Genomic DNA, 21,694 nt, shown 5'->3' with positions numbered 1-21,694 from the left:
TCCATCGCGAGCAAGCTCGCTCCTACAGCGAAGCCGGGCGCCAACGGTTACATCAGTGTGTTTTTACAGAGGTGTTGTGATGCGTAGATTGCTCATCGTTGGTCTTGTCTGCGTCATGACCGCCCCGCTCGTGTACGCCAGGGCCATTCCCGATCCGGCGCAACGTCATGCACCGGGCAACGAAGAGCTGCAAAAACCCATAGCCCAGGCCGGTTACAGCGTTGGCGTGAACTACCAGTTGCAATGCGCCGGTTGCCACCTGGGGAATGGCATGGGGTCCCCCGCCAATGACACCCCCCGGATGGCGGGGTTTGTCGGCAATTTTCTGAAAGTCCCGGGCGGGCGCGAATTTCTCGTGCGGGTGCCGGGCATGGCGCAGTCGGCGCTGAGCAATGCCCAGTTGGCTGACCTGCTCAATTGGCTGATGCGCAAGGACGGCATGGCGGGCAAAAGCACGCCGACGGACTATCAGCCTTACAGTGCCGAAGAAGTGACGACCCTGCGCGCAAAAACCATGCTCAACCTGCCGGGCACCCGCGCCGGGTTGATCGAGCAAATGCGTGCGCAAGGCATCGCCATTGAAGACGGGATGAATAAATGACCACCGTTTGAATAAAACGGTAGCAGCAACAACGGGGGACCCGATCCCCCGCCCCCACCTGACATTCTGGCCCCTGCCGCTTCGCGACAGCGCCCAGCCTCTGCGCAAACAATCCCGACGACTGACATGACGCGTCCAACTGGTGGCAAACGCCTTGGATTGCCTTGCTTTGGCTGCTTGAATACGTCGTCTGACGGGCTTCATTTTCGCCAAGGATCTTGGGAAACTACAGCGGCCTAGTGAATGATTACGCAGTACTGCTAAAGTGACAGCACACGGCGCCACATTCTCCCCCCGGGCCTGCTGATTTCGGCGGTAGGGGGGTGGCTGAGCACGAGTATGAGTAGCTTGCCGGTGACGCTGACGCTCTCAAGCGAGAGCCGTTGAACTGAATTTCGTCATCATCGAGTGCGAGGGAAAGCAAATGAGGTCTACGCATGATTTTTGAGCCCAACAGTACCCGCTCTGTTCTCCAGCGAAGAAGCAGCACCAGTATCGTTGTCCAGGCCGGTCTCGATGGGGTTGCCGTGACCGGTGTCGCGTGGTTTTTGATCAATTATCACATCGGCTACATTTCGCAGGCCTACGTGATCATGGTCCTGCTGTTGCTCGGCGCTTTGGCCGTCGTGTACGACCACTATGCCATTTACCGCAGCAACGTCGGGTTTGCCATGAAGGCATTCAAACTGTTGAAGGCCTGGACCGCGACGTTCGGCTTTCTGGTGGCCATGGCCTTCCTGACCAAAACCAGCGAACAGTACTCACGTTTGCTGGTGGCGGAGTTATTTGTCCTTGGGTATTGCGCGCAACTGCTGCTGCACCTGGCAACGCGGGAGATGCAGAAGAAATTCCTGGCGCACCCAACGCAATTGGAAAACGCTCTTATCATCGGCACGGGCGAACTGGCGAAGTACCTGTACAAGAAAATCAGCAACAACCCATGGCTGGGTGAGCGGATCGTTGGCTGCGTGTCCATTGGTGCGGAAGATGACCAGGGCAAGGACGGCTCGAAAAGCACGCAACACCTGACAATCCTCGGCGACATTTCCGACCTCGATGAGTTGGTCATCCAGCACTCCATTCGTACCGTGTATTTCGTGACGCCTCTGGGGGGATCGGAGGTGATCAAGGACGTTTACCTGAGGCTGTTTGACAAGCACATCTCGGTGAACTGGGTGCCTGACATCTTTTCCCTGCGCCTGATCAATCACAGTGTTCGCGAAATCGCCGGTATCCCGGTGCTGACGTTGTCTGAAACACCGCTGATGGGCATGCGCCTGTTCATGAAGAACCTTGAAGACAAGGTCCTGACCTTTCTTATCCTGCTGGTTGCCGCGCCGGTGCTGGCGCTTGTGGCACTGGCGATCAAGATCGATAGCCCGGGACCGGTGTTCTTTCGCCAGGAACGCATGGGCTGGAGTGGTGAATCGTTCCGGATCTGGAAGTTCAGGAGCATGGTCGTCCATCAGCCGTCCGATGGCGTGGTCAAGCAGGCGCAAAAGAATGACCCACGCGTGACCCGGGTCGGCGCCTTTATCCGGCGCACCAGCCTCGACGAGCTGCCACAGCTGTTCAACGTATTGATGGGGGAAATGTCGCTGGTGGGGCCTCGCCCGCACGCGATACAACACGACGTGCAGTACTCGCCCGACATCTCGGACTACTTCGCGCGCCACAACATCAAGCCAGGCATTACAGGCCTGGCCCAGGTGCGTGGTTATCGGGGTGAAACGCGGGATATCGAACAGATGATTCGGCGGGTTGACTCGGACATCGAGTACATCAACAACTGGTCGCTGTGGCTCGACTTCGTCATTCTTGCAAGAACAGTGACGGCCTTCTCCGGCAAGCACGCCTACTAGCGAGTCTTGAGTGCACGGCTGATCTCAAGACTCGCCGGAGTCGGGTTTCGTATCAGGCAGGAAACAGATCCAGCGTGCGCTCAACCTCTTCGGGGTCGATGGTAAAACCATCACCCTGAGGGGTGCCGACCACAAAGCCGAAGTTCTGATGATCGCGATCCGTCAGGTACTTGAAAAAACACAGGAAGCGATTAGGCGGTTGCAACACCAGCAACGAGCCACCGGGCTGCAGTACGTTAACCCCGTGGATCAGATGACTGCCCTCGATCCCGACCACGGTTTTTGCCCCGGCACAGGTGGCCACGATGGTCGCGACGTCCGACTTCGCAGGGTCGATGATGCGAAAGCCCCGGCGATCACGCAGCCGCTCAGCCAGTTCCAGTTCGTTGCGCAGCAAACGCAATTCACCCGTGCCGCCTCGCAGAATGAAAACGCCCGGGTGAGCGGTAACGTCTACGTGGGACAACAGCTTTTCACCCATCGCGCGAAAGCGCAGGTGTTTGTGGCGGTTCTGACTCAGATCGTCAAAAATCACCAGTTCACGGAAGTACGCATTGCGCAGGCGAACCGGGTTCATACCCAGCCATTTCTCGTAACCGGGCGCGTGAAGTATGCCGGTCTTGGCGGTGGAAACCAGGTTGGCCGACATGGCGGTGGTCACCGGAACGCCTTCGTCGCAGGCCAAGGGATAAGTGATGCAATCGTCCATTAACCAGGAACCAAACCACTTGTTGCCCCCCGCCGTGCAAAACATCGCTCCGCGATCAATTTCATGCTCGACGCGAATCTTTGGCAGCCATCTGGATTTGGGCGACAGCCACGATTTGGCATTGTCTTTGTAAAGAGCACCATCGATTAACCAGGCGTCTTTAAGCAGATAGCCCTTAGTTGGGCCATGTTCAACTTCACCGACGCCTTCCATCGTGCGACGGGGATGTTCGAAGGGATAAAAGAGATCCCCCTCCCATCCCGTTACACGCTCCAGTTGACCGGGCAGATAAAAGGCAGGTGGTGCAATTGAAACTTCACCGGGCGCAATTTCCCACGTTTTTACGGCCAGACTTTGCAGCGTTAACGACGGCTTGCGTATAAGCCGTGTTTTAAGAATATGTTTGTATGCAGCAAGACTCCACTTCGCCTGACCGCCACTTGTCAATGTAATGATTTCCGACATAGGCCCCTCGTCGTAAGGTGGTGATGCAGAGACAGCGTTTAGGGTCAAGCGTGCAAACTGTATCCGTTTAAAATCAGCAACCTGTTCAGGTCGATACAATGACTTCCAGGACAGGGGACGACTGCAGATGAGTGTAGCGACTGCGCAAGGTGTCGAGAAGCGCTTCCCCCGGATTCCTGGCGCAATGGAGGTAGATTGTAGACAGCCCGCCGAAGCCCATTTCACGGTATCGGTTCGCGACCTCCTCGTCACCCGGTCCGTCCGGCAACCCCAGGTGAAGTGTCAGTTTTTTGCCTTCGACTGCAAACAATGGCGTTTCCCACAGGAACTGCGCCACGCCTTCCTTGGGCAAGCGGACAAACATATAGCCATAGTTACCCAGCGTATCGACATCGCCGCCGCGCCTTCTTTTCCACTCGAGAAGCCCGTCGTCCGGACGGGCCAGGCACGTCCCGATGTCATAATAGTCGAAGCCGTTTTCTACCGCCCATTCAAGGGCCATGAACGTGGTGATCGAGTTGATTTCACGCAGTTTTTTAGCATCTGAAAACACCGTGTCCGGATAGCCGAAACGGACGGTGCTCCAATAGCGCTTGCCCTCTCGATTGATGATGCACCCCAGATGGCAGGCGACAATTTCATCTTCCAACAGCACGAGATCGAGCCGCCCGACACTGGCATTCCTGGCAACCCGCTGGACCTCGTGCGATTCAATTTGTGAGGCGGACGCGCCATGCCTGGCGCTGGCATAAGGCTGGAGCATTTCCCGATCCGCGATGCCGATTTCGTCATCGTTCAACGCCTGCTTCATCCGGTAGCGCAGGCGATGCTTGCGCAGAGTGCGACGCAACTCGGTGTTGTACCTCGCGGTAATCTCGTCAATTGACCTGCCGAGCGGCACAATCGCGCTCAAATATTGTGGCACATACAATGCCCCCGGAATCGGCATTTCACTGACAACTACCGTCCGGTTTGATTTGTCCAGTTTCAGCTGGCTGTCCGTTACTTTGGATTGTGTACCGAGGAGTGCCTTTAAAAATTCGCGTTGTGATTTCCTGCCCACATAGAGAATGTCATAAGAGCTTTCTTCCCGTAGTTTGAACCTGACAATTTCCCAGCGCCAAAAACAGGCACGCGAAGTGATATCGCTCAGCCAAGCGAACGCCTTTCTCAGCTCGAAGCGCATGGACGGGGATATCAACTTACGTAACAGTTTTGATATATATTCTTTCATTTGGTTTTTAGCACTAGTCAAGGAAAGGTTATTTGAGTTTGCAATTCAACAAACCAAATACTGAAATGATAACGTGGGATTAAGGTTTTCTGACGCCATTTAGCTGTCTGCCACCTTAATAGAAACGAAATAATTTGAACGCACCCGTCAATTCGACAATGCCAAGCAGAGTAAAGATGCTCCATCAGCTATTTGCAAGGCAGCTGTGGCACCTGTCATTTTTTAGGCGGGAACAGGCCGGGTCAAGCGTCTTTGCAGGCCAGTGTGCGCAACATGAACATCGGATTACCCACCACATAGCGACGGAACAATCGCTTCGGCTCACTGAGCAGCCTGAAGACCCACTCACACCCGATACGGCGCACCCATTGTGGCGCCCGAGTGACCTTGCCGCCGAGAAAATCCAGGATCGCCCCGCCGCAGACGATCAGGCACGGTACGCCGCTGGCGGCGAGCCTGGCAGCAACGGCTTCCTGCTTGGGCATGCCCATCCCCAACACAACCAGCTCCGGTTGCGACTGCCGGGCAAGGTTGATGTAGGCATCTACCTCGGCAAAACCATGGTGAGCGGACACGACATTGACCGCGAACACTGCTTCGCAATGCCGCACCGCATTGCCTAAAAACGGCTCCTCAGTGCCCCAGAAAGCGACGCGACGGCCCTTGAACGCCGCCAGCAATTTGGGGATGAGGTCGGTGCCGTTCATGTTCATGCCCGGTGCTCGCCCGAGTCGGCGAAACAGAAGGGACATGCCGGAACCGTCTCGCAGTAACACGTCGGCCGCGGACAGCGCGTCGTAATAATCGCGGTTGCCCGCCACCAGGTTCATGGCGTGAGCATTGACGAACCCAAGCACGGTCGCCACCTCAGCCCTGGATAAAGCATCAATCAACTGTTGTTCATCAGCAGGATCGTTGACCACCCTGAGCTTCTGAATAATCGTTTGCCAGTTTTGCTGCCAGCTCAACGCGCGCATCAATTGTCATCCCGCTTGGAACGTACCCATTCCACCTGGCGCTTGAGCACAAAGCCGATGTACAGGGGGATTTTCTTCAATGCGTAGAACGGCGCATACAACAAGGTTGAAAACGAGATGATCCCGCGACCGAACCGGCTCCACGCCAGCAAAATGGCCATGCCCAGCATGGCCACCCCGGCGGACGCGATCAATGCCGGCGCCCCCGATGCGCCGAGCAGGAAAAACAGCCACGACAAAACAAACGCAGCCACCAGCACCAACGTCAGCAAGGCCAGCGGCGGGACCAGCAAATCCAGGGTCATGGCCAACAGGCTCCAGTTGCGCCGGCTCACCGATTCCACCAGCAACTTGGGCACTTCGCCGAGAATGACCCCGAGATGACCATGCTCCCAGCGCGTGCGCTGGCTGATCAAGCCTTCTTCACTGCGCGGGAAGTAACTGGTTACCAGCGCATCAGGACAAAAGACCGGAGGCTTGCCGCTTCGGCAGAAATCCAGCCCCATCTTCAAATCCTCGACGATGTGACCACTGGCCAACTCGATCAATGCCAGGTCTCGCCAGAGGAACGCCATGCCTGTGCCCATCAAGGGACAAGGTAGCCCCAGCCGTGTCCAGCCTCGTGGACGCACCTGATTCTTAACGCACCAGGCGAACTCGGCGAGCCGAACCTTGAGCCCCGCCCCCGCCGGCGCACGCATTAAATCGAGCGCCTGTGCGGGCCGCCCCGACTCGACGCAACACAGCGCCAGGCGCTCGATCGTGCCCTCACCCAGCTCGCAATCGGCATCGATGATGATCATGACGTCCGGCGCATCGCTCGCCAGATGACGCGCCCCAAAGTCCAGCGCGTAACCTTTGCCACGCTGCTGATCATTACTGCGCTCCACCACCTCGGCACCCGCCATGCGGGCCTGCTCGGCGGTGTCGTCAGAGCAGTTGTCGGCCACCACCAGCACGCGGTCGCCCTCCTGCAACTGCAGCCGGACGCTGTTGATCGTCGCCACGATGCCCGAGGATTCATTGTGCGCCGGCACCAGCACCGCCACGCGCGGTCGCGGCCCTCGCGCCGAGGGTTGCGAGCGCACAGGCAGACAGGCCAGCAGCACCTGCACGAACAGCACCGCCACCGGCAACACGATGAGCACCAGCAGTGCGCTGAACAGCCAACCCAGTAATGTGATCATGCCCGTGCCTTGAATAGATCAGCCAACTTGGCCGCTTCGGTATCGATATCGTGTCGCTCCAGCACTCGCTGGTAGGCCGACTCGCCCATCCGCTGCAGCACCTCGACCGGTTGCGCGAAGCAGTCCGCCAGAGCCGCCACCAATTCTTCCACAGCGCCAGCGGGAAACAACCAACCGTTCTCGCCCTGACGCACCAACTCGGGAATGCCCGCCACATAGGTGGTCAGAACCGGTCGGCGCAACGCCATGGCTTCCATGATCACCACCGGCAAGCCTTCGGCGAAACTCGGCAATACCATGGCTCGCGCCGCCAGGATTTCCTCGCGCACCTGCTCGCTGCTGATCCAGCCGGTAATTCGAACCTGCGCCTGCAAACCATGCCGCGCAATCAGTGCTTCGATTTCTGAACGCATCTCGCCATCACCGGCCAGCACGATCTCGAACGCCACGCCGTTGGCGGCCAGTTGGCGAGCGGCCTCAAGCAACAGCAACTGGCCCTTTTGTTCACATAAGCGCCCCACGCAAACCACACGCGGCACCGACGGCACCGCCACGGCCGGCACATCGTGAAACGCTCGCTCCAGACCGCAGTGCACGACCTTGACCTTGCCCCAGTGCGCATGATCCACCCAGCGAAACAACTGGCTGCGCCCATAAGAACTGATCGCCGCGACAAACGTGGAGCGCCGGACTTTTTCGCCCAGATGAATAAACTGCGGTTTGTCGAATTCTTCCGGGCCATGCACCGTAAAACTGTACGCCGGGCCACCGAGCGCTGCAGCCAGCATCACCACCTCGGTAGAGTTCGTGCCGAAATGCGCGTGCACATGCTCGGCGCCAAATTCGTTCAGCCAGGGCAGCAGTCGGCACGCTTCAGCCAGATAGATCAGGTGGTACGGCCAGGAACGATCGGCGCGTCGGCCCATGCGCAGCGCCAGCCACAATGCCGAAAAAAAACGCTGTGGCCGTGCGCGCAAGACCTGAAACATCGGCTTGAGCAGCGCTTTCACGCCGCCCTGCAAGACATAGTGCGTTTTATCGCGTTCGGACACGTCTTCGGCATCCACCAATTCGGCATCCCAGCCACGCAGGGCAATGCGCTGCACCTCGAAACCCTGGCGCTCCAGTGCCAGAATTTCGCGACGAATAAAGCTATGGCTGACCTTGGGGTATTGATTGATGAAATAAGCGATGCGCATAGAGACCAGATTCAGATTTCGTTGTGGTTTATGACTGCAGGTATCTCAAGCGCAGTACGGTTATCAGGGGCTTCAACCCTCACGGCGGCGGGCGCTGCATGGCTGCCTTGCAAAACCCTGTCGATCTTTTGGAACGTTTCACTGAGCAGCTCATAACGCCGGCGGTACATGGCGCGTTTTTTGGCTGCAATGGTCTCGAGCGGCTTGTTGGACGGGGCCATGGGGATCTCGAAAAAGTCCGCCCGATCCGACGGCGTCGCCCCGTGCTCCTGCCAGATCACGTCGTAATTCGACGCCAGCTCCTGCGCCTTGTGAGCGCCAAAATAAGGATGACGATGATGGCGATACTCATCCCCTACGGCGTAAATCCTGGCGACACCGAGTTTGATTGCGATGTGCTTGATAGCCTCGATCAGAAAGCTTCTGGGCCGCAGCCCTTCGAACGTTTTGGTCAGGTCCCGGTAGATGTTCAGCGAGCGTTCGCTTTCTATCCCTTTGTGGATCCCTTGAACGGCACCAATGAACATACGAATTTCACCCTGCTGGCTGGCCAGGGTGAAAGCGAGGGATGCAATGCGCAAATCGTCCTGAAACAGGTTCAGAACCACCTCCCCTTCGCGCATGAACCAGATCGGACGATCCAGCACCAGGGAGCAATCGGCAGCGAACTCGGACAGATCGGCGAGAACAAGGCGTTCGTTCCGGCCAAACAGCAGCAGCTGCGGACAGTTTTTCGTCACCACTTCATAGTGCGACGCCAGTACTTCAAGCCGGTCGTGAGCACCCCAGTTCTTGCTGATGTAGGGCCACTGAACGACGCCTACACAATCCACGCCCAGTTTCTCGACGCCGCCGTCACCCAGCGCCTTCGACATGCGCCCCAGAAACGACTGGAGCTCAGCCCGGTTCTGGCTCATCAGCATCATCAGTTTGAATTTGTTTTTTAATGCTCTAAGCGAATACCCGGCATGTAAAGAAAACGCGTTTTTTACGATCAGCCAATTATTCATGTAAGTCTCACTTGTATTCGATCAGCGCGGACTTGCCGGCGCCGAATCTGTTCAAAAGAAACTTGACCTGCCCGAGCATCTCGGGAAATTTTCCCAATACGAGAAAGAACGCCAGCAGCCAGTTTTCGCGCGTTGGCCCTTTGCCCCGCCGTGCCAGGCGCACGACTTGCAAGGGGTAGATCAACAGCAACAACAACCCATAACCGCCCAGCAACATGCACAAAAAAACCGTCGCCAACGGAATGCCCAAACCCCAGAACCACGCACGGCGCGACTCGCGCAGCCAATGTTGTTCCGGCGCGGCCCCATGCAAAAACGCACCCTCGGCAAACGCGTAGCCACCGCGCAAGGTTCGCCGCCACCACTGCCCAAAGCGGGTCATGGTCGCATCGTGCAGGGTCATTTCCTCCGGCAGACGCCAAACCTTCCAGCCTTTGGCCCGCAGGCGCACACACAACTCCGGCTCTTCCCCGGCAATGAGATCCGCCCGGAACCCGGACACCGCGGCAAAGGCATCAGCCCGCATCAACGCGTCGCCACCACAGGCCTTGGCCTCGCCCACCGGCGTGTCCCATTCCAGATCGCACATCAGGTTGTAGATCGAGTGCTGCGGAAAGCGTTCGCGACGGCGGCCGCAGACCACCGCAACCGAGGGTTGCGCATCCAGAAACGCTCGTGCCTGAGGCAGCCAGCTGGCGACCACCTCGCAATCACCGTCGACGAACTGCACATAACGCATCGATGGCAACAAGCGTTGCACGCAGGCGAATCCTTCATTGCGCGCGCGCGCGGCCGTAAAGGGAATCGTCATGTTCAACTCGACCACTTCGACCCCAAGCCGCCGGGCCAACTGCACCGAACCATCGGTTGATCCGGAGTCGACATAAACAACTTGCTGCGCCGCACCGACCAGCGAAGTCAGGCAACGCTCCAGGCGCAGGCCTTCATTGCGACCGATGACAACGACACCGATACCCATGGCGTTCACCGGGCACCGCAGTGGAAATAAATCATGAGCATTCCTTTGCTGAAGCTGGTTGTCTGGTCTTGATCGTGGCCGGCACACCGACCGCGATCGAATCGTCCGGCACATCGGTAAGCACCACGGCATTGGCGCCAATCACCACATTGTTGCCAATGCGGATATTGCCCAGCACTTTCGCGCCGGCACCGATATCGACATTGTTACCGATCACGGGAGCAATTGGCTCACTGACATTCTTCAAGCCCACGACCACGCCGTTGCGGATCCGGCAATCATCGCCAAATTGCGCATAGCCGCTGATGATAATGCCGCCAAAATGGTCGATGACGAAATTGCGCCCGACCACCACCTCACACGGCAATTCAACACCCGTGATGATCTGCACCAGTTTGAACAGGACCTTGTAGATAAAGGAAAACAGCTTGCGCAACAGCGCCGGCCGCACACCGTAGCGCCAGCGCCCGAAGCGATAAACCAGCATGACCCAGAAGCCCTGGGCTCCCCAATCGCCCGCGTATGCACGCAAGTCCGCACGTATGTTCTCGAACATTGAATGACCTACCGAGTGGGTTGTGTGGCGAGTTTGGTGTCACGCAGCAGCGCCCAGGTGACCCGGGTATGTTGCCAGCATGCCGCGATGGCGGCTCGACCGCGGCCTTTCAACAGCGCCTTGAGTGCCAGGATCAGATCGCCCAGGCTCACCAGTGACATATGAAACGCAAGCCCCGGCAGGCCGTGATGCTTGCGGAAGTACAGCAACTCGCTTTCGATTTGCAAGCGGGGGATCTGCCGGCTGACCGCATTGAGTTCCACAATCGATTTGGCACTTTCGCCGCCGATGTGCACCACCGTGGTATGCGGATAGTAGACGACCTTCCACCCGGCCTGTTTGACGCGTTTGCAGTGATCGACCTCTTCGTAATAAAGGAAGTAGCGCGGGTCGAACAAGCCCACCTGGTCGATGACTTCCCGGCGGATCAGGTAGTAGCAGCCAGGCACCCAGTCGCACTCACGGACCGAGGCATGATCCCACGCCATGTCGTCAACCCGTTTCACCATCGGGAAAAAGCGTTCCAGCCCCGTACGCGAAAGAAAGACATTCAAGGGCGTCGGAAAATAGCGACAGGACGGCTGCAAGTCGCCCTCTCGCCCCACCAGCTTCACACCGAGGACACCGCAATCCGGGTGAGCCTCCATGTAGTCGAGGGTTTTCTGCAAGGTGTCAGGGGCCACAAACGCATCGGTGTTGAGGAGCAAGGCGTACTTGCCTTGCAAGTGCTCAACCAATTGATTGTTGGCCCGGCCAAAGCCGACATTGTCGGCATTGGCCAGCAAAAGCGCCTCGGGACAAACAGCGGCCAGGCGCTCCAGCGAGTTATCGCCAGAGGCGTTGTCCACCACCAGATAGCGAGCCGGGCTCGCACTCTCGGGCTGGCGCAGCGCCTCGAACATCGGTTGCAACAGATTCGCGGTATTGTAATTTACAACCAGGACATCAAGAGGAGCACTAACCATTGGGTTGTTCACCAAAAAAATACTCTGCTCTCATTGCCTGCAACTTGGGTTCCAGTTCCGGGTCCCAAACGCCTTTGCGTTGCTCGATAAGGTCCATCCACGGATAAGCGGCGCAGCGCTCCTGGATATTCTTCACCAGCGTTTCCATCGTACAGATAACCCGGGCCGGGTTACCCCCGACCACGGTCCCCGGCGGAACGTCCCTGAGGACCACCGCGCCCGCGGCCACCACCGAATCCGGACCAATCGTCACGCGCGGCATGATGATAGCGCCATGGCCGATAAAGGAATTGGAACGAATATCGACACCGCCGACAGAATCGAGCTTTGTGCCGTCACGCGCATTGATCACATGGACGATGCCGTCGTGGCCGAAGATGGTGCAATCGGACAAACCGACGTTGTCACCCAGTCGCAGCATCGCCGGGTCGGTGATGTTGCACCCTAGGTTGATCCATACCCCTTTGCCGATGGAGTGCAGCCCGTTCCATTTGGCCATATGCTCAGCCCATTCATACCCGGACGGTCTGCAAAACTTTTTATAGAGTGAGGTTCCACGCCCTGTCGTTTTGGCGTAATGAGCAATAGCGCGTTTTATTAGACCAATCATCCTTTCAGCCTCAAAAATTCAGCGATATTCGTGTCAAGGTTAATACACCCTGATTCTTGGTGATGCAGCCCCCTAAGGATAGCTCCTCCCTAACACTCGATATTCAGATCATCACAATATTCCACTCAGGAATACCTGCCCACCACAGGCCCCGCTTGCTGGTTAAGATAGTCCGCCAACCTCAATGCAAGCTGCAAAAGCGGCATGGTCGGGTTACTGGCGCCGCCCGTAGCAAACACGCTGCTGCCAGCCATGTATAGATTCTGCGTACCGAACACCTTGCAGTTTTCGTCGACGACCCCGAATTCAGGGGAACTGGCCATCCGCGTTGTGCCCATGTGATGCGCATGGGGATTGACCTTCGGCGGCAGCGTCAGGTCATAAACACTCTCATCCAGTTTGACGTACCCCAGCCCCGCGTCGGCAAAACATTTGGCTACTTCCAGCCCGATGCATTTGATGGTTTGCCGGTCCTCAGTCCGCAGGGCCCAGTTGACGTTGACCTTGCGCACGCCTAACTCATCCCGCTCCTCTTGTAGCGAAATGCGGCTTTCGCGGTTGGGAAACTGCTCGATCAACGTGGTAATGACTCCATCCCCAGGGCAATAGAACTTGGTAATGAAATCAACCTTGTGCGCCATCCCTATTTCGCAGGTGAGGTTCTCGAAAAAGTTCTTGATCGCCGCCGTGCGCCCATAGGACCTGACCTCATCAAGCAGCTGAGCCGACACGTTCCCTTTGCCGGATCGATACTCCGCTACAAACGCATCGGTCGTGAAGTACTGCCGAGGCTCGGTACTCTGCCCGTCCCTGAGGATGAAGGTCCCCAGGCTCATGTTCAGGTGTTCCATGAAACACCGTCCGGCGAAACCGTCCTTGCTGATGACACCGCCAGCAGCCAACGAATCGCTGTTGAGCAATTGCCTGGCGTTTTCAATCGCACCCGTCGCCAGAATGAAATTCGTCGCCACCACGCGCGCTCGTTGCAGCGCGTAATCAGACACGACCAAGGCAGCTACGCGATGAGTCTTGTCATCGAATTCAATATCGACACAGTTGCAATTGAGGAAGACATCAAGCCCCTCGGTCTCGTTCAGCTCGCTGGCATATTTTTGAGCGAATCGCGTGGGCGTGCTGAGCAGAAAGCGGTCCGCTTCAAAATCCTTGTCACCCATCGACGCATTGATGGTCTTGAAGCCGGTATCCGGCGGAAGATCCAGGATCGCCATGGCCGCCGGCAGATGCGCCTCGATCTCGGAGAACGCGATCGGCCAACCGGGCAAACCTATGGGCGGCGGGATAGCGAAGTCAGACGGCTCGAAGGGACGGCAACGCCCGGCCCAGTGATTGGACGTCCCGCCGAGATAACGCAGGCGAGTTTCCTCGGCGTAGGCATTCAAGCCTGACGAGGTGCAGGTGTAGAGCGCTTGTGAATTTTGCGAATACTCATGCCCCCCACCTTCGATGAGCAGCACGTGCCGGCCTTGACCGGCCAAACGCAACGCCAATGTAATGCCGGCGGGGCCACCACCGACAATGCAGAAATCATAGGTGTCGCGCAGTTCTTTTTGTGATTGGTAGTCTTTGATCATGCTTGTGGGTGCCGAAAATGCCGGGCGGGCAACACCCACCCGTTGATGACGACAAACTCGGTTTTAGCAGCAGCAGCCGGCCGGGCAAGCACCGAGGAAAATCCGAATGCCAGCCCCCCAATACTCAATAGGGTAAACGCCTGGAGGAAACCTCTGCGCCCCATCGCAGAGGAATTCAAATCAAGTTCTTTCATGATTCGCAGCGCCCCGACACTGAAAGTGAATACAGCCGCACCTGGGTCAAATCAAAGCCACTTGGCAATGCCCAGCACGAGCTCCCCGAACAACATCCCGACCCCAATCATTGGCAGCACAATCAGCTCACGCTTGATATCGAACAACCCTACCCGGCAGTTGACGTACACGATCAGTATAAGTGTAGGAAAGGTATGCAGCGCCACACCCCAAATCCCGTATTGCACGCCGCCAATCGCCAGCAGCACCGGCAACAGCACCCATAACGAGACGGCACGAATAATGTTATCCATGGCCTGGTATTTGGAAAGCCCCAAGGCCAGCCAGGCTTGATGCGCCAACGTGAAACGCAGGGTGAAAAACGACACCGAAAGAATGGCCATCATCTCGCCCGCACCGGCATACCGATCATCGTAAAGCACGTGGATGATCAATGGACTGATGACCCAGAGCAGTCCGAGACTGAACAGCAACAAGATGTCGATCATCAACCGGAAGCGGTAATACAAAGCGCGCAGGCGCGCCGTGTCATTGGTCCTTGCGGCCTCGCTGAAAGCGGGCAAGGCCACGTAGCCGGCCAACCGCTGCACAGCGAGTTGAAGCGCCCCCAGCAGCAACACGGCAATCGAGTAAACCCCCAGTTCGGCAGCCGTCATGGTACCGCCGAACCAGATGCGATCGCCGTTCATGGCCAATACGCCCACGGCAGACGACAACAGAATCCAACGGCCGAAGACCATCAGTTCCTTGAGGGTCTCGCGGTCCCAGTGCAGATGGTTAGCCGGGCCCTTGAACCAGTAATGGCCCAGCAGCGTGCTGACCAGCGCCGAGATCAGGCCGGCACCGACCAGCGCCCAGATTGAACGGGTGAGATAGCCGACGACCAGCATCACCAGCAGGCCGGCGATCTGGGAGGCAAACTCGGTGAGCACGACTTTTTTCTGTTCGAACGCGCGAACGGCTACGTCGATTTTCGTCGACTGGAAACCGTAGATGATCGCGGAGAAACCAGTCAGCGCCAGCACCAGCGGCAGCTCGGGCGAAGCGTAAGTGGAATGGGGTGCCCACAGGTTGATGACTTGCGCAAACCAGACGAAACCTGCGATCGCCAGCGTGAACGCAAACAGAATAAAGCCGCGGACGATCTGCACGGTCCAGACGGTATTGAGAAACACGGGGTCGTCGCCACGCGGGCTCTGGATAACGTTTTGGCGCAAGCCGACATCGGACAGCAAATGCAGAATCACCGACACGGTGGTGGCAATCACCATGACGCCGAACATTTCGGGCATCAACAGGCGGGCCATAATCAGGTTGCCGCCCAAACGGAAGATTTGGGCGATAACGATCGCCCCCAAATTCCATGCCCCGGCGGATATCGCTCGCCTGCGAAGGCTCAACGGTGGCGATAAATTAACTGACCGCATAACATCAACCCCGGACTAAATGGCACGAAAGGTACTATAGTCGCATTTTGCCATTCCACTAGTAGCTGTCGTTCACCTATTAATAAGTCCAATCACCCATGCCTGAACATATTCGCGCGTTAATCGTAATCCTGGCGCTGGCCGGCGTCGTCTTTTTGTTCGCACGCCGACCCGCATTGGACTTGATCCCTCGCGACGACTTCACCCGACGCCGCAATCTATGGTTTGCGCTGACGGTGCTGGCGTTCATCTCGCACAGTTTCTGGGTGTATGCGGGCATCACCGCTATCGTCCTGATCGTTGCACGCAAGCGCGAACGCAACCCCGTGGCGCTGTTTTTCCTGCTGCTGTTTCTGGTGCCGACGGCTTCGGCGCAGATTTCCGGCCTGGGCATGGTCAACTATTTCTTTGCCCTCAACCATGTCCGCCTATTGTCATTGTGCGTCTTGCTGCCGGCTTTTCTGACGCTGCGCAGTCGAGCAGATACAGTGCCATTCGGGCGCACCGGGCCTGATAAATTCCTGGCCGCCAGCCTCGTGCTGACGAGCCTGCTTTACCTGCGCGAAACCACGGTCACCGATACCTTGCGCCAAACGCTGTATCTGTTCCTCGAAGTTTTTTTACCGTATTACGTTGCCAGCCGGGCACTGAAGACCCTCAGCGATTTCAAGAACGCTATGTTGGGTTTTGTACTCGCCGCGATGGTCCTGTCACTGCTCGGCATGTTCGAGTTCGCCAAGAACTGGCTGCTGTACAGCGCGCTGACGGAAGCCATGGGCATGCAATGGGAAATGTCCAGCTACCTGACCCGCGGCGGCTCATTGCGCGCCAGCGTCACCACCGGCCAGGCCATCGCACTGGGTTTCGTCATCAGTGTCGCCATCGGCTTCTACCTGTACTTGCAAGAGGATGTGCGCAGCAAAATGCAACGATCGCTCGGCGCGCTCCTGCTCGCCGGCGGCCTGTTCGCGCCGCTGTCACGTGGCCCATGGATCGGCGCGGCCACCCTGATCATCGTGTTCATCGGCACCGGCCGCAAAGCCGTCAAACGCTTGATGATGCTGGGTCTGGCCGGCGTGCTGGCCCTGCCCCTGCTGGCCGTCGTGCCGGGCGGACAGAAAGTGCTCGACCTGCTGCCGTTCATCGGTACGGTGGAAGTCGAGAACATCACCTACCGCCAGCGCTTGTTCGATAACGCAGTGATCGTGATCCAGCGCAATCCCTGGTTCGGCTCCTTCGACTACCGTAACACCCCGGAAATGCAGTCCTTGACCCAGGGCCAGGGGATCATCGATATCGTGAATACCTATATCGGTGTAGCGCTGTCGTTCGGCCTGATTGGATTGGCGCTGTTCGTGCTGTTCTTCGCCAGTGTCCTGCAGGGCATCCGCAAGGGAATACGTGCCTACCCCAATAAAGACGATGAGGCCCGCCGACTTGGGCGTGCGCTCCTGGCGACGATGGTTGGCGTCTTGATCACCATCGTTACCGTCAGCAGCATCACGGTGATTCCCGTGGTGTATTGGTCCGTGGCCGGACTGGGCGTTGCCTATGCCCAGATGGCGCGCAGGCTCAAGCAAACCTCACCTGCAGTCACTGCGAGTGCCCACCTCCAACTCCGGTAATTCCATGGCCCCCTTTCTTCGTAGCGCCCGCTTGCTGCTTCCGGTTGTGTTGTCTTTTTCCCTGTGGCCGACCGGCACCTGGGCCTCGGACTGGGTAGCCAGCGTCGATGACCAGAGCGGCCTGCCGACGCTGGTGCATGGCGGCAACCCGGCGGTTGCGTCTTCATTCCTGTTCTTCGAGAGCAACTGGGGATGGACCGGTTTTCCGACCGAGTTCAAGGTAAATGCCCCGTTCAATTACTCGCTTACCGGCCAGAACAAGGCGCTGGACTTCGACCTGGCGACGAAAATCCAGAAGGAAGGCGAGCATACGCTGACCTGGAATTTCGCCCTGGATGCGCACAGCACGAAATCCAACGTGATGGGCGGCGGGGTCGTCTTCAAGTTCGACCCTGCGCTCATTACCGGAGAGATGGGCGAGCCGGTGTTGCTCCCCGACAACAAAGGCTGGTCCTGGGGGAATGCCCAAGGGCGTCGCATCGAGATGCGTTTTGAACCGGCTCTGGCGAGTGTGTACTTTGAGCCGGGTGACAAATCCGAAGTGCGCGCTTTCTTCTACAAAAACACGATCAAACCTGGCCAGCAGAACATCAAGGCCACGTTAAGCCTTGCGGGCGATGTGGACCTCGGCCCCACCACGTCCGAGCGCTTCGGCCTGACGGACCCGAAGAGCTGGCCGACAGACAAGCTCGACTTCAAAACCTCCCCGGTGGACCTGTCCTTTCTCAACGCCGACGAAAAACCGGCGGGCAAGCGCGGCTTCGTCAAGGCGTCCGGCGAAAAGCTGGTCTTCGCCGACAACACCCCGGCACGTTTCTGGGGCACCAACGTCACGTCGTACGCCGTGTTCCGCACCTCGGACGAAGCCATCAAGCAGCAGGCCAAACGCCTGTCGGCACTGGGCTTCAATCTTGTGCGTCTTCACCACCATGATTCCCCGTGGGTCAGCCCGAATATTTTCGGCGACCCCAGCCTCACAAAAGACACCCAGCAACTGAGCCCGGAATCGCTGAAAAAAATCGACTGGTGGATCAAGTGCCTGAAAGACGAAGGCATCTATGTGTGGCTCGACATGCACGTCGAACGCACCTTTACGGCAAAAGACAACATTTTCGGCTTCGAAGAGATGCCGAAAAACAGCGCCGGCAACGCCGACCTCAAAGGCTACGCCTATGTGAACATCACCATTCAACAGGCAATGAAGCGTTTTGCCGCGGCCTACATGACCCACGTCAACAGCTACACCGGCCTCGCCTACAAGGACGACCCGGCGGTGGCGGCCGTACTGATCACCAACGAAAACGACGTCACCCATCACTATGGCAATGCCCTGCTGCCCGACAAGGACGTGCCGAAACACAGCAAGCTCTACATGCAGGCGGCCGAGAGCTTTGCCAAGCAGCATGACTTGCCGCCCGGTCAAACCTGGCGTTCCTGGGAGCCCGGCCCGTCCAAGCTGTTCCTCAACGATCTGGAACGCAATTTCGACGTCGACATGATTCAGCACCTGCGCTCGCTTGGCGTGAAGGTGCCCATCGCGACCACCAGCAGTTGGGGCGGTGATGGCCTGAATTCCCTGCCGGCTCTGACCTCCGGTGACGTGATCGACATGCACAGTTACGGCGGCCTCGGGCAGCTCGAGAAAAACCCGCTTACCAGCGCCGGTTTGCTCGACTGGATTGGCGCCGGCCAGGTCACCGGCAAACCCTTGACCGTTACCGAGTGGAACAACGAACCGTTCCCGACGCCCGACCGCCACTCGCTGCCGCTTTACATCGCCGGCACCGCCAGCCACCAGGGTTGGGACGCACTGATGCAATACGCCTACAGCCAGGAGCCGCTGACCGGCGAATGGATGACGGCCAGCAACTGGCACGCCTATAACGACCCGGCAACACTGGCCACCCTGCCCGCCGCTGCCTTGCTGTATCGCCGCGCCGATGTCCGCGAAGCCAACACCACGTATGTGTTCGCACCGACACCGGCCACGCTGTTCAACCAGAACATCTCGCCGGCCAACTCTGCGCTGCTGCGCACTGCCATGGAGAAAGGCAAGCTGCAGATCGCCATGCCGCAGACGCCGGAATTGCCGTGGCTGCAGCCGGGCATTATCCCGAACGATGCGCAGGTGTTTCATGACCCCGACCAGTCGCTACTGGACGCCAACGCCACCGAATCCACCACCGACACCGGCGAACTGAAGCGCAACTGGAAACAAGGCATCTACACCATCGACACGCCGCGCACCCAGGCGGCCACTGGCTGGATCGGTGGCGAGTCGATCAGTCTTGGCAACGTCCAGGTGCGTATGAAAACGGCGAACGCCAGTGTGGTGGTGCAGAGCCTGGACAACGTGCCCGTCGCCAAGTCACAGGATTTGCTCATTTCGCTGGGCGCCCGCGCCATCGCGCCAGACGACGGCAAGACGCCCTTCTATGTCGAACCTGTGGAAGGCACGCTGACCATTCAGGCACCGCAAGGCCTGACCCTGTTCACCCATGGCGTCCTTGCGCAAATGAAAGAGCTGCCCGCGACCTACGCCGATGGTCGCTACACGATCAAGCTCGACGGCCGGCAAGCGAACAATTGGCTGTTTCTGAAAAAAAGTGTCGCGCGCTGACGCTCGACTTCGCCGTTGCACGGCAACAGTTTCCAGGAGGACAGGATGAAATTTTTGGTGGTTGGCGGTGCAGGTTATATCGGCTCGCACATGGTGCAGCACCTGCTGCGCGCGGGTCACGAACCGGTGGTGGCAGACAACTTCTCCACGGGCTACCGCAGCGCCTTGACGGGCGGCAGACTGGTCGAGCTGGACATTGCCGACGCGCCCGCCCTGGACCGTTTGTTTGCCGACGAACACTTTGATGCCGTGTTCCACTTCGCCTCATTCATCCAGGTGGGTGAATCCGTTGTCGAGCCGGGCAAGTATTACCAGAACAACCTGGCGGCCACCCTGACACTCCTTCAAGCCATGGTTCGTGCGGGGGTCAAAAATTTCATTTTCTCCTCGACTGCCGCCGTCTATGGCGACCCGGAATACGTGCCCATCGACGAAGACCACCCCAAGGCCGCGATCAACCCGTATGGCCGCAGCAAGTGGATGGTGGAGCAGATTCTTGAAGACTTCGATCGCGCCTACGGCCTGAAGTCGGTTTGCCTGCGCTACTTCAATGCCGCCGGAGCGGACCCTGAAGGACAGCTGGGTGAACGCCACGAACCGGAAACCCACCTGCTGCCACTGATCCTGCAAGCCGCCTCAGGCCGGCGCGCCAGCATTACCGTGTTTGGCCGCGATTACGACACGCCTGATGGCACCTGCATTCGCGACTACGTGCACGTTGCCGATCTGGTGGCCGCTCACGCACTGGCCGTGGACTATCTGCAGGCGGGAGGCGTAAGCACAGCCTTCAACCTCGGAAACGGGCAAGGGTTTTCGGTACAGCAAGTGATAGAAACGGCGCGCCAGGTGACTGGGCAGGACATCGTCGTCGGGGAAGCGCCACGCCGCGCCGGCGATCCGCCACGCCTCGTGGCCGATCCACGAAGGGCCTACACGGTATTGGGTTGGCAGCCGCGGTTTGCGTCACTCGAACAGATCGTGACGCACGCGTGGAATTGGGAGCAAAAGTACCCTTGGCACTAAGCGTCGGCGCTGGCGTATAACGCCGAGCGCCTGAGGGGACCGCCCTAGTAGTAGGAGCGGTTCTGGGGCTCGGCCTTGTTCAGCACCGTGCCGATCAAGTTGGCCGTGCCCAGGTGATGCAGGCTTTCCTCGATCTCTTTCTTGCTGTTCATGCCGTTGGCGACCACCAGCAGGACACAGTCGAATTTAGGCAGGACAGTGATCGCATCGTCCGAGCTCAACAACGGCGGCAGGTCGAAAATCACGATACGTTCGTGATAGCGCTCGCGCAACTCGGTAATCAGATGGCTCACCAATGGCGACGACAGCACCTCAGTGGAGTGCGGAATCGGCTGACGCGTCGGCAACACTACGAAGCGTGGCAAGGTCGGGTTGACCAGGACTTCTTGCAGTTCTGCCTGTTCGGAGAGCAACTCATTGAGCGATTTATCCATCGGCAACCCCAGGCACGAGCCCACGGTTGGACGACGCAAGTCGAAATCCACCAGCAAGGCGGTCTTGGTGGTGTGATGCGCGATACTCATGGCCAGGTTGATCGCCAGCACCGTCTTGCCTGCTTCTGGCGTCGGCGAAGTGATGGCGAGCGTGCGCCAGCCATTTTCTTCCATGATTTTCAGAACTTGCGTACGCAGCAGGTCAAAAGCCCCGCTCAGGTTCGAATTCTTGTTGTAAGCCACAATGCGGTGGCGCTCGAGATGATCCAGGCGCAGCGGTACCACTTTCGTTTGCTTGTAGCTGAGCGCATTCAGATTGGCAGATTGCGCGGTCGCTGCCAGCGCCTTCGGCGTTGTCACGAGACCTGACGAAGGCTGCTGCCCGGAATTCCCGGTATCGGGCTTGATAATTTCCATGTCTATA

General features: G+C 58.2%; 19 protein-coding genes. 5 read left to right on the top strand and 14 right to left on the bottom strand.

Going from position 1 to position 21,694, the window contains the following annotated elements:
* Positions 1-79 precede the first annotated feature (79 nt).
* Both EJA72_RS10340 and EJA72_RS10335 read left to right on the top strand, forming a co-directional pair.
* Entirely contained in the window at positions 80-601 is a 522-nt protein-coding gene (locus tag EJA72_RS10340) for a cytochrome C (protein ID WP_157711367.1), read from the top strand.
* 437 nt (positions 602-1,038) lie between these two features.
* Entirely contained in the window at positions 1,039-2,463 is a 1,425-nt protein-coding gene (locus EJA72_RS10335; RefSeq protein ID WP_157711366.1) for an undecaprenyl-phosphate glucose phosphotransferase, read from the top strand.
* 52 nt (positions 2,464-2,515) lie between these two features.
* Here the strand turns inward: EJA72_RS10335 and EJA72_RS10330 are convergent, their stop codons facing one another.
* From EJA72_RS10330 to EJA72_RS10270, 13 genes are all read right to left on the bottom strand, one after another.
* The gene (locus tag EJA72_RS10330; RefSeq protein ID WP_157711365.1) at positions 2,516-3,637 is read right to left on the bottom strand and encodes a glycosyltransferase 61 family protein; all 1,122 of its coding nucleotides are present in this window, start codon (positions 3,635-3,637) and stop codon (positions 2,516-2,518) included.
* A gap of 85 nt (positions 3,638-3,722) precedes the next feature.
* Positions 3,723-4,871: a hypothetical protein gene (locus tag EJA72_RS10325; protein ID WP_157711364.1), complete on the bottom strand. Its 1,149-nt coding sequence runs from the start codon at positions 4,869-4,871 to the stop codon at positions 3,723-3,725.
* Between the two features lie 242 nt (positions 4,872-5,113).
* Positions 5,114-5,848 carry a WecB/TagA/CpsF family glycosyltransferase gene (locus tag EJA72_RS10320; protein ID WP_157711363.1) on the bottom strand — a complete coding sequence of 245 codons (735 nt, stop codon included), beginning with the start codon at positions 5,846-5,848 and terminating at the stop codon, positions 5,114-5,116.
* On the bottom strand, positions 5,848-7,035 hold the full coding sequence (locus EJA72_RS10315; protein WP_157711362.1) for a glycosyltransferase family 2 protein: 1,188 nt from the start codon (positions 7,033-7,035) through the stop codon (positions 5,848-5,850). The genes EJA72_RS10320 and EJA72_RS10315 overlap by 1 nt, the downstream gene beginning before the upstream one ends.
* Entirely contained in the window at positions 7,032-8,234 is a 1,203-nt protein-coding gene (locus tag EJA72_RS10310) for a glycosyltransferase (RefSeq protein ID WP_157711361.1), read from the bottom strand. Before EJA72_RS10310 ends, EJA72_RS10315 begins: the two co-directional genes overlap by 4 nt.
* A gap of 11 nt (positions 8,235-8,245) precedes the next feature.
* Positions 8,246-9,244, bottom strand: coding sequence for a DUF535 family protein (locus EJA72_RS10305; RefSeq protein ID WP_157711360.1), 999 nt, complete (start codon positions 9,242-9,244; stop codon positions 8,246-8,248).
* Between the two features lie 7 nt (positions 9,245-9,251).
* Positions 9,252-10,223 carry a glycosyltransferase family 2 protein gene (locus EJA72_RS10300; protein ID WP_157711359.1) on the bottom strand — a complete coding sequence of 324 codons (972 nt, stop codon included), beginning with the start codon at positions 10,221-10,223 and terminating at the stop codon, positions 9,252-9,254.
* Between the two features lie 31 nt (positions 10,224-10,254).
* The gene (locus tag EJA72_RS10295) at positions 10,255-10,779 is read right to left on the bottom strand and encodes a serine O-acetyltransferase (protein WP_157711358.1); all 525 of its coding nucleotides are present in this window, start codon (positions 10,777-10,779) and stop codon (positions 10,255-10,257) included.
* Positions 10,780-10,787: 8 nt separating this feature from the next.
* A complete protein-coding gene (locus EJA72_RS10290; RefSeq protein ID WP_157711357.1) occupies positions 10,788-11,744 on the bottom strand; it encodes a glycosyltransferase family 2 protein in 957 nt (318 codons plus the stop codon).
* Positions 11,737-12,354, bottom strand: coding sequence for an acyltransferase (locus EJA72_RS10285; RefSeq protein WP_157711356.1), 618 nt, complete (start codon positions 12,352-12,354; stop codon positions 11,737-11,739). The genes EJA72_RS10290 and EJA72_RS10285 overlap by 8 nt, the downstream gene beginning before the upstream one ends.
* Positions 12,355-12,479: 125 nt before the next feature.
* Positions 12,480-13,946 carry a GMC oxidoreductase gene (locus EJA72_RS10280; RefSeq protein WP_157711355.1) on the bottom strand — a complete coding sequence of 489 codons (1,467 nt, stop codon included), beginning with the start codon at positions 13,944-13,946 and terminating at the stop codon, positions 12,480-12,482.
* Positions 13,943-14,140: a hypothetical protein gene (locus EJA72_RS10275; RefSeq protein WP_157711354.1), complete on the bottom strand. Its 198-nt coding sequence runs from the start codon at positions 14,138-14,140 to the stop codon at positions 13,943-13,945. Before EJA72_RS10275 ends, EJA72_RS10280 begins: the two co-directional genes overlap by 4 nt.
* Positions 14,141-14,191: 51 nt before the next feature.
* Positions 14,192-15,568, bottom strand: a complete 1,377-nt coding sequence (locus tag EJA72_RS10270; RefSeq protein ID WP_157711353.1) for an oligosaccharide flippase family protein — start codon at positions 15,566-15,568, stop codon at positions 14,192-14,194.
* Positions 15,569-15,666: 98 nt separating this feature from the next.
* Here EJA72_RS10270 and EJA72_RS10265 point away from each other — a divergent pair, with 98 nt between their 5' ends.
* The 3 genes from EJA72_RS10265 to galE are packed head-to-tail and all read left to right on the top strand — an operon-like array spanning position 15,667 to position 20,836.
* Positions 15,667-17,193, top strand: coding sequence for an O-antigen ligase (locus EJA72_RS10265; protein WP_157711352.1), 1,527 nt, complete (start codon positions 15,667-15,669; stop codon positions 17,191-17,193).
* Positions 17,194-17,197: 4 nt separating this feature from the next.
* A complete protein-coding gene (locus EJA72_RS10260) occupies positions 17,198-19,813 on the top strand; it encodes a cellulase family glycosylhydrolase (RefSeq protein ID WP_157711351.1) in 2,616 nt (871 codons plus the stop codon).
* Positions 19,814-19,858: 45 nt separating this feature from the next.
* Positions 19,859-20,836 carry a UDP-glucose 4-epimerase GalE gene (gene galE, locus EJA72_RS10255; RefSeq protein ID WP_157711350.1) on the top strand — a complete coding sequence of 326 codons (978 nt, stop codon included), beginning with the start codon at positions 19,859-19,861 and terminating at the stop codon, positions 20,834-20,836.
* A 44-nt stretch (positions 20,837-20,880) separates the two neighbouring features.
* On the opposite strand, the gene EJA72_RS10250 is transcribed toward galE, so the two are convergent.
* Entirely contained in the window at positions 20,881-21,687 is an 807-nt protein-coding gene (locus tag EJA72_RS10250) for a CpsD/CapB family tyrosine-protein kinase (protein ID WP_157711349.1), read from the bottom strand.
* Between the last annotated feature and the right edge of the window lie 7 nt (positions 21,688-21,694).

The sequence above is a fragment of the Pseudomonas sp. PB120 genome, from assembly GCF_009761815.1.
Lineage (GTDB): Bacteria > Pseudomonadota > Gammaproteobacteria > Pseudomonadales > Pseudomonadaceae > Aquipseudomonas.
The sequence above is the reverse complement of the archived record's forward strand: the minus strand, read 5'-3'. Positions and strand labels throughout refer to the sequence as shown.